Annotated in this window: 4 protein-coding genes; 1 reads left to right on the top strand and 3 read right to left on the bottom strand. The window is 65.9% G+C overall.

The window, feature by feature from the left end; genetic code table 11:
• Positions 1 to 26: 26 nt before the first annotated feature.
• The 3 genes from ACYP5B_RS50205 to ACYP5B_RS50195 form a co-directional block, all read right to left on the bottom strand.
• Positions 27 to 896: a mechanosensitive ion channel family protein gene (locus tag ACYP5B_RS50205; RefSeq protein WP_318234463.1), complete on the bottom strand. Its 870-nt coding sequence runs from the start codon at positions 894 to 896 to the stop codon at positions 27 to 29.
• 159 nt (positions 897 to 1,055) lie between these two features.
• Positions 1,056 to 2,447, bottom strand: a complete 1,392-nt coding sequence (locus ACYP5B_RS50200) for a dihydrolipoyl dehydrogenase (protein WP_400092966.1) — start codon at positions 2,445 to 2,447, stop codon at positions 1,056 to 1,058.
• A 185-nt stretch (positions 2,448 to 2,632) separates the two neighbouring features.
• Positions 2,633 to 3,364: a glutathione peroxidase gene (locus tag ACYP5B_RS50195; protein ID WP_459574927.1), complete on the bottom strand. Its 732-nt coding sequence runs from the start codon at positions 3,362 to 3,364 to the stop codon at positions 2,633 to 2,635.
• Positions 3,365 to 3,802: 438 nt separating this feature from the next.
• Here ACYP5B_RS50195 and ACYP5B_RS50190 point away from each other — a divergent pair, with 438 nt between their 5' ends.
• Complete coding sequence (locus tag ACYP5B_RS50190) at positions 3,803 to 7,276, top strand: ATP-binding protein (RefSeq protein ID WP_459574925.1); 3,474 nt, start codon at positions 3,803 to 3,805, stop codon at positions 7,274 to 7,276.
• The last annotated feature ends 494 nt before the right edge of the window (positions 7,277 to 7,770 follow it).

Raw genomic sequence — 7,770 nt, 5'->3', positions numbered from 1 at the left:
GGGCGCCGTGTCGAAGTGAGTGCCGGCTAAGCTGTGGCTGCCGGCAGCGCGCGCGGCGGCTCGCCGGCGTGGCTGGCCGCGGCCTGCATCACCACCAGTTGCGCCGGCATCGGCGCGGCAAAGCCGGCCTCGCCGAAGCACTCGCGAATCACGCGGTTGGTGTCGAAGTACACCTGCCAGTAGTGGTCGTTGTGGCAGTGCGGGCGCACCGCCAGCACCGGCCCGACGAGGGTGAATTCCAGGATTTCCACGTCGACGGCCGGAGCGGCCAACACATTGGGGATGGCCGCCACATGCTGCTTGAGCAAGGCGATGGCGGCGGCATGATCAGTGCTCCCCGCCAGTTGCGCCTTCAGCTCGACACGGCGTGACGGGTTGGCCGTGAAGTTCTGGATGGTCTCGGCAAAGATCTTGTTGTTGCCGACCACGGTCAGCACGTTGTCCGGCGTATCGAGCGTGGTGGCAAACAAGCCGATCTCGCGCACGGTGCCGGTGACCCCGGCCGCGGTGACGAAGTCGCCTACCTTGAAGGGACGCAGCACGATCAGGAAGGCGCCGGCCGCGAAGTTGGCCATCAGGCCGGACCATGCCATGCCGATGGCCACGCCGGCAGCGGCAATCAGCGCGGCGAAGCTGGTGGTCTGGATGCCGAAGTAGCCAAGGATGCCGATCACCAGCACCACGTTCAGCGTGACCGTGATGATCGAGCCCACGTAGCGCAGCAGCGTAGGGTCCACCTTCTGGCGCCCGAGCGACGCTTGCACCATCCGCACTACCATGTGGATCAGCCAGCGGCCAATCACCCAGAAGGCGATGGCCGCGAGCACTTTCACGCCAAAGTCGCTGGCATAGGCCACGGCCAGGTCCTGATATTTCTGCAGCGTGGTCAGCTCCATCGCTTCCTCCTTTTCCTTTTTCCCGACGCTGTGTGCGTTGAGCGGCAGTATCGCCGTGCGCACAGCGCAGGTACAGGACGGGATTGCAAAGAATTCTGTCGGAGCCAACCCGCTGGCTGCCACGGGGACAGCCAGTGCGACGCGCAACGCCGGCAGCGCTCAGCCGGCGCGCTGCGACTGCGCATCGCGCAGCGCGGTGCGCAGGCCCTCTTCCACCACCGGGTGGTAGTACGGCATGGCCAGCATCTGGTCGATGGTGAGCGATTGCTGGTAAGCCCAGGCCAGCAAGTGCGCGATATTCTCGGCGCGCGGGCCGGTCCATTCCGCACCGAGAAAGCGCCCGCTTTCCTTGTCGGCATAGACGTGCATCAGCCCACGGTTCTTGAGCATCACGCGGCTGCGGCCCTGGTCCTCGAAGCTCACCTCGCCAGTGACAAAGCTGTCCGGCTCGAGGTCGGCATGGCGCTGGCCCACCATGGCGATCTGCGGGTCGGTGAAGACCACGCCAATCGGGGCGCGGCGCGACAACGGGCGCACCGCCGGATAGGCCGCGGCGTTCTCGCCGGCTGCCTTGCCCTCGTCGGCCGCTTCGTGCAGCAGCGGCAGGACGTCGTTGGCGTCTCCGGCGATGAAGATCGGCGCCGTGCCGCACTGGAGGGTGGCCGGATCGAACACCGGCATGCCGCGCCCATCCAGTTCCAGGCCGGTGTGCTCAAGCCCGAGGCCGCGCACATTGGGCTGGCGGCCGGTGGCGGCGAGCACGTAGTCGAAGCGCTCCGTGACGGTGTTGCCCGAGAGATCGGTAAAGCTGATCACCGCCTCGTCGCCCTCGCGGCGCATCTCGCCAAGCTGCGCGTCCGGGTCAAGGTAGAACTCCTCGCGGTAGCTGGCCACGGCATTGGCCTTGATGGCCGGATCGGTCAGCGGGCCCACGCCGCCGCGCAGCCCGAAGACGCGCACCTGCACGCCCAGGCGGGACAGTGCCTGGCCAAGTTCCAGCCCGATCACGCCGGGCCCGAACACGGCCACGCGGCGCGGCAGGTCGTCCCAGGCGAAGACGTCGTCATTGACCACCAGGCGATCGCCGAACACCTTGAACGGCGGCGGGATGATGGGGCTGGAGCCGGTGGCAATCACCACGCGGCTGGCACGCACCGTGGTGTGCTCGCCAACCTGCAGCACGGTATTGTCGATAAAGCGCGCATAGCCGCTCACCTTGTCCTCGGCGGGAATGCCATCCACGCCGCGCACCACGAAGCCGACAAAGCGGTCGCGCTCGCGCTTGACGCGCGCCATGACCTCGCGCCCGTCGATGCGGATCTCGCCATCCACATGCACGCCGAAGGGGGCCGTGTGGCGCAGCTCATGCGCGGCCTCGGCCGCGGCAATCAGCAACTTGGAGGGCATGCAGCCCACGCGGGCGCAGGTGGTGCCATAGGGGCCGCCTTCGATGATGACGGCGCGCTTGCCGGCGGCGCGGGCGGCGCGGTACGCGGCCAGGCCTGCCGTGCCGGCGCCGATCACGGCTACGTCGGTCTGGATGGTTTGCACGGTCTGCGGGTTCTGCACGTTCTGCGTGATGGTCATCTCGGCGTTCCTGGTAAAGGCTGTGTCAATCAACGGACCGGATGGCACCAGGTGGCGCTGCCATCGGGTCCGCCGACTGGGACGCGGCTGCCGGACTTGCCGGCGCCGCGCCCTGCGGCGGTCAAGCGTGTTGCGTCGCTGGCCGAGGCTTAGCGAACGAGGTAGGTCTCAAGCGCGTCGGCGCCGCCAATCAGCTTGCCGTTGATGAAGATCTGCGGCGCGGTCATGTCGCCCGACAAGGCGCCCAGCACCTTGCCGCGGATCTTGTGCTCCAGCGGCACGTCGATGTAATCGAAGCCGTGGTCCGACAGCATCTGCTTGGCCTTGGCGCAGAACGAGCAGCCCACCTTGGAGAACACCACGACCTGGTCGGGCTTCTTGGCGTTGGGGGCGATGTAGTTGAGCATGGTGTCAGCGTCCGACACCTTGAACGGGTCGCCCGGCTCTTCCGGCTCGATGAACATCTTGTCGACCACGCCGTCCTTGACCAGCATCGAATAGCGCCAGCTGCGCTTGCCGAAGCCCAGGTCGGCCTTGTCGACCAGCATGCCCATGCCTTCGGTGAATTCGCCGTTGCCATCGGGAATCATCACGATGTTTTCCGACTCCTGGTCCTTCGCCCACTCGTTCATCACGAACGTGTCGTTGACCGAGACGCACAGGATCGCGTCCACGCCGTGCTTGGCGAACACCGGCGCCAGCTCGTTGTAGCGCGGCAGGTGGGTGGACGAACAAGTCGGGGTGAATGCGCCCGGCAGCGAGAACAGCGCGATGGTCTTGCCTTCGAACAAGTCGGCCGTGGTCACGGTCTTCCATTCGTTGTTCTCGCGAACGCGGAACGTGACATTGGGGATGCGTTGACCTTCACGGGATTGCAGCATGGATTAGCTCCTGGATGACTTGGGGTGGATGGCCGCGTGTTGCAGCGAAGACCCGATTCTGTTCGTCCGGAGGTGATTTGTACAATTCATCGTTACAAAGACGATGATTGATTTTTGCTATGACAAGTGGATAGCCTGACCCTATGGGGTTGTTGCAAGCCTTCGAAGAAGGCTTCGCATGCCTGATACATCGTTGCCATTGCGGCGGCACCACTTGATGTTATCCTTGAATCACTTAAATACGGAGAAAAAGCGCTAGCCACGGAAAGTTCGCACGACTTTTCAGATAATTCTCAGATCTATCTGCCGGCGCACCCCTTACATTTGGGCCAAGGCATGCACTTCCAGGGTGGGCGCCCGGCGTCGCTTGAAGGCTGCAAACCCATGCGTGTGCAGATCCGGCACGCCGCAGCGCGCCTCCCTCCACGAGAATCCCTTATGCGCATCTGCAGTTTCCCGCGTCCGGTGGAAGGCTCGGCCACCCTGAGCCGGCGTGTGCCGGCGAACTGGTGGCGCCGCCAGCTGTTGGTGCTGCTGGCGCTTTGCCACGGCCCGCCGGCGCCGGCTGCCCTGCCAGCCGAGCCGCTGCGCACGCTGCAGCTGAGTTCCCAGGTGCGCCTGGATTCCGCCGGCACGCGCGACGCCATCGACAGTGCCGCGGCGCCCCAGGGCAACGATGCGGCGTTGCATGCATGGCGCCGCGCGCACAAGGTCTTGCGGGTGGGCGTGGTTGGCAACTACCTGCCGCCGTTCGACCTGGTCGACCTGAAGGGGGACTATCGCGGGATCTCCGCGGACTACCTTGCCGTGGTGGTAGCCAGGCTTGGGGTGCCGGCGCAGATCCAGCGCTATCCCTCGCACGAACTGGCACGCAGCCAGCTGGCCAACGGCGCCATCGACCTGACCACCACCTCGCTGGACAGCCCCGCCACCGGCACGCGCACCACGCCGTACCATGACCATCGCCTGATCGAGGTGGTGTCCCGGCGAGACGGCGCGCGCAACGACACCAACCGCGCCATCGGCTACCTGGCGGGCGAAGTCTCGCCGGCCGCGCTGCAGCGGGCGTACCCTGGCGCGCAGCTGCTGCCGTTCTACAACCTGCTAAGCGCGCTCGACCAGCTCTCCCGGGATGCGGACTTCGTCATGGTCACCAGCGCCACCGCCGCCGGCTACCTCGTCGAGCAATACCGGTACGACGAACTGACGGCGCGCAACTTCGCGCCGCTGGCGCAAGAGGGCGTCACCTTTGCAGTGATCGATCCCGCGCTGGGCCGGATCATCGACCAGACGCTGGCGCAGATGCCCGCGGCGCTCAAGCGCGAGATCGACACCCTCTGGAGTGCCAGCTCGCTCGAATTCGACCTCACCGACAAGCTCAAACTCTCCACGGCCGAGCGCGCGTGGATCGCCAGCCACCCGGAGGTGCGCTACCTGGTGGCGCGCGACTTCGTCCCGTTCCAGTTCGTCGACGCCAAGCAGCGCCCGGGCGGGCTCACCGAGCAGGTGCTGCAACTGATCGCGCAGCGCACCGGGCTGCGTTTCGTGCCTTACTGGCCGACCAGCGCCGCGGACGTGACCGCCGCGCTCGAGAACGGCTCGCTGGATGTGGTGCCGACCCTGCCGCTCAACCATCCCGCCACCAGCCACGCCCCGCGCTCGGTCAGCGCGCCCTATTTTTCCGGCAACTGGGTGGTTGTCACACGCGCCGGCAACGACAGCATCAAGAGCCTGCCCGACCTTGCCAACAAGGTGATCGCCGTGCCGCCATTCAACGGCGTCTACGATCTCGTGCGCGCCAACTACGCGGTGAACCAGCGCGAGGCCGGCTCGTACGAGGAGGCGTTCCGCATGGTCGCCACGGGACGCGCGGATGCCACCATCTCCAGTGCCTTCATGGCCGACTATATGCTCACGCGAACCTATGCCGGCCGGCTCAAGGTGGCGGCGGCCACGGGCGGCGTGCCGCTGGAAGTCGGCGTGGGTGTCAGCAACCAGCACCCGGAGTTGCTGGACATCATCAACAAGGCCATCCTCAGCATCTCGCGCGACGATCTCGGCGCCATGCGCGCACACTGGACGGAAATCCGCTCGCCGGGCTTCACCTGGCGCCAGTTCATGCCGTGGCTGATGGCGGGCGCGGCCGCCCTGCTGCTGGTGAGCCTGCTGTTTCTGGCGTGGGTGACCTCGCTGCGGCGCCAGGTAACCCAACGCACCGCGGCCGAGCATGCCTTGCAGGACCAGGTTGCATTCCAGACGGCGGTGCTCGACGGCATTCCCCAGCCTATCTACCTGCGCGACAACCAGTTCCGCATGATCACCTGCAACACCGCCTACGAAGCGGCGCTGGGCACGACGCGGCGGGCGCTGGCCGGGACCGGGCCGGCCTTCGTGCGCTCCGCCGTCAACCCCGATATCAGCCACGAAGAACTGATGGCGGTGTATCAGCGCGTGTTGCGCACCGGCCTGCCGTTCAGCGCCGATCGCCAACTGACCATCGGCGGCGAGTTGCGCAGCGTGATCAGCTGGGTGGTGCCGCTGCGCCGCGCCAATGGCGGCACGGCCGGGATCGTCGGGGGCTGGATCGATGTAACGGAACGCCAGCAGATGCTGGCCGAACTGGCTGCGGCCAAGAATCGCGCCGAGGCGGCCAACCGCGCCAAGTCGACATTCCTGGCCTCGATCAGCCATGAGATACGCACGCCGATGAACGCCATCCTCGGGATGCTGGAACTGGTGCTGACGCGCCTGCACGCCCACAACGAGGATCGCGAGCAACTCGACGCGGCGCATGGCGCGGCAACATCGCTGCTGTCGCTGCTGGACGACATCCTGGACCTCTCCAAGATGGAGGCCGGCAAGTTCACGCTGCAACCCCGTGCCGCCAGCCTGCGCCAGGGCCTGCATGAAGTCGTGCAGATGTTCGGTCCCGTCGCCTCGCATAAAGGCCTGGCCTTGAACGTCAGCGTGAGCGATACCGTGGCGCCAGTGCATCGCGTGGATATCCTGCGCATGAAGCAGGTCATCAGCAACTTTCTATCCAATGCCATCCGCTTTACCGAGCGCGGAGGCGTGGATATCCGGCTCGACGGCGCTGCCTCGCGGGGATCCTCGCAAGCGCTGTGCCTCAGCATCAAGGACACCGGCATCGGCATTCCCGCGGAGGCGATCGGCAAGCTGTTCCGGCCCTTTTCCCAGGTGGAGTCAACCGAGCGCGCGAATAGCGGCGGCACCGGCCTCGGCCTGTCCATCGCACAAAACCTGGTACGCAAGATGGGAGGCGAGATCACCCTGGAGAGCGAGCCTGGACACGGCACGCAGGTGCTGGTGCGCCTCAGCCTGGAGGTCTCGGCCTCGCTGCCCCAGGCAGACGCGCCGGCGAGCGGCAATGCGGGCATCGCGCTGTTTGCGCCCGGCGCCCGGGTGCTCATCGTGGACGACCACGCGCCCAACCGGCTTTTGATGGAGCGCCAGCTTGAGCGGCTTGGCGTTGCCGTGGATACGGCGGAGAACGGCGCCCTCGCCTTGCAGGCACTGCTGCGACGTCCGCCGGACCTGATCATCTGCGACTGCATGATGCCGGTGATGGATGGCTTCAGCCTGACGCAGGCGATTCGCGCGCGCAAGGATGCCCTGCGCAGCATCCCGATCATCGGCTGCACCGCGAGCGCGCAGAGCGAGGATCACCTGCATGCGCTGGCTGCGGGAATGAGTGAAGTGATGGTCAAGCCGGTGGGACTGGCCACGCTGGAACGCGCGGCGCGGGCATCTGCGCCCCGCACGTGGCACGGCGAAGGGCGACGGCAAGCCGGGCTAGCGTCCCGTTTCCGTCGTGGGCGCGGTGGCACCGTCGAAACAGTTCTGAGACATTCACCACCTCGCCCACCCCACCACGAGACCATCACGGCGTGATAGATCGTGGTGCTTTGCGCCGGTACCGGCAGATGGATGAGCGAGCAGGGATGCCGCTACCGGGGGCCTCACCACGAAACCAACGTCGCAAGCAGTATCGTGGTCGCCTACACTGGTAACGGCACGGGAGATGCCAACATGCCAATGGGACGACCGAAGCCGGATCTGGTGTTGAGCGAAGGCGAGCGGTCTCAACTTGCGTCGATGGCGCGTTCACGGAGTATCCAGCGTCGCTGGTTGCGCGGGCACGCATCGTTTTGGGAACAGGACACTGTCTAGCCCGCTGACGCGGGGGTGTCTCTTTAGGGCGGGGTTTTGATGCTTCTAGCTGCTGATGCAGAATAGCGTGAGTGGGGCAGTGTTTTAGCGCTTCTAGCTGCTGTCGCGGCTGTACGGGATTGGCCGTTTTAGAACGTGTGAGATGTCACTTTTCTTTACTCGTAAAGAAAAGATGGTATGAACGCGCCCCGTCCCCGCAGTGGAGCGCGAGGAGC

This window comes from Cupriavidus sp. 8B, from assembly GCF_054589115.1.
The sequence above is the reverse complement of the archived record's forward strand: the minus strand, read 5'-3'. Positions and strand labels throughout refer to the sequence as shown.

What these genes read in the sequence shown, in the direction of transcription:
- ACYP5B_RS50205 (WP_318234463.1), bottom strand. Translation starts at nt 896, where the DNA reads ATGGAGCTGACCACGCTGCAGAAATATCAGGACCTGGCCGTGGCCTAT.
- ACYP5B_RS50195 (WP_459574927.1), bottom strand. Translation starts at nt 3,364, where the DNA reads ATGCTGCAATCCCGTGAAGGTCAACGCATCCCCAATGTCACGTTCCGC.
- ACYP5B_RS50190 (WP_459574925.1), top strand. Translation starts at nt 3,803, where the DNA reads ATGCGCATCTGCAGTTTCCCGCGTCCGGTGGAAGGCTCGGCCACCCTG.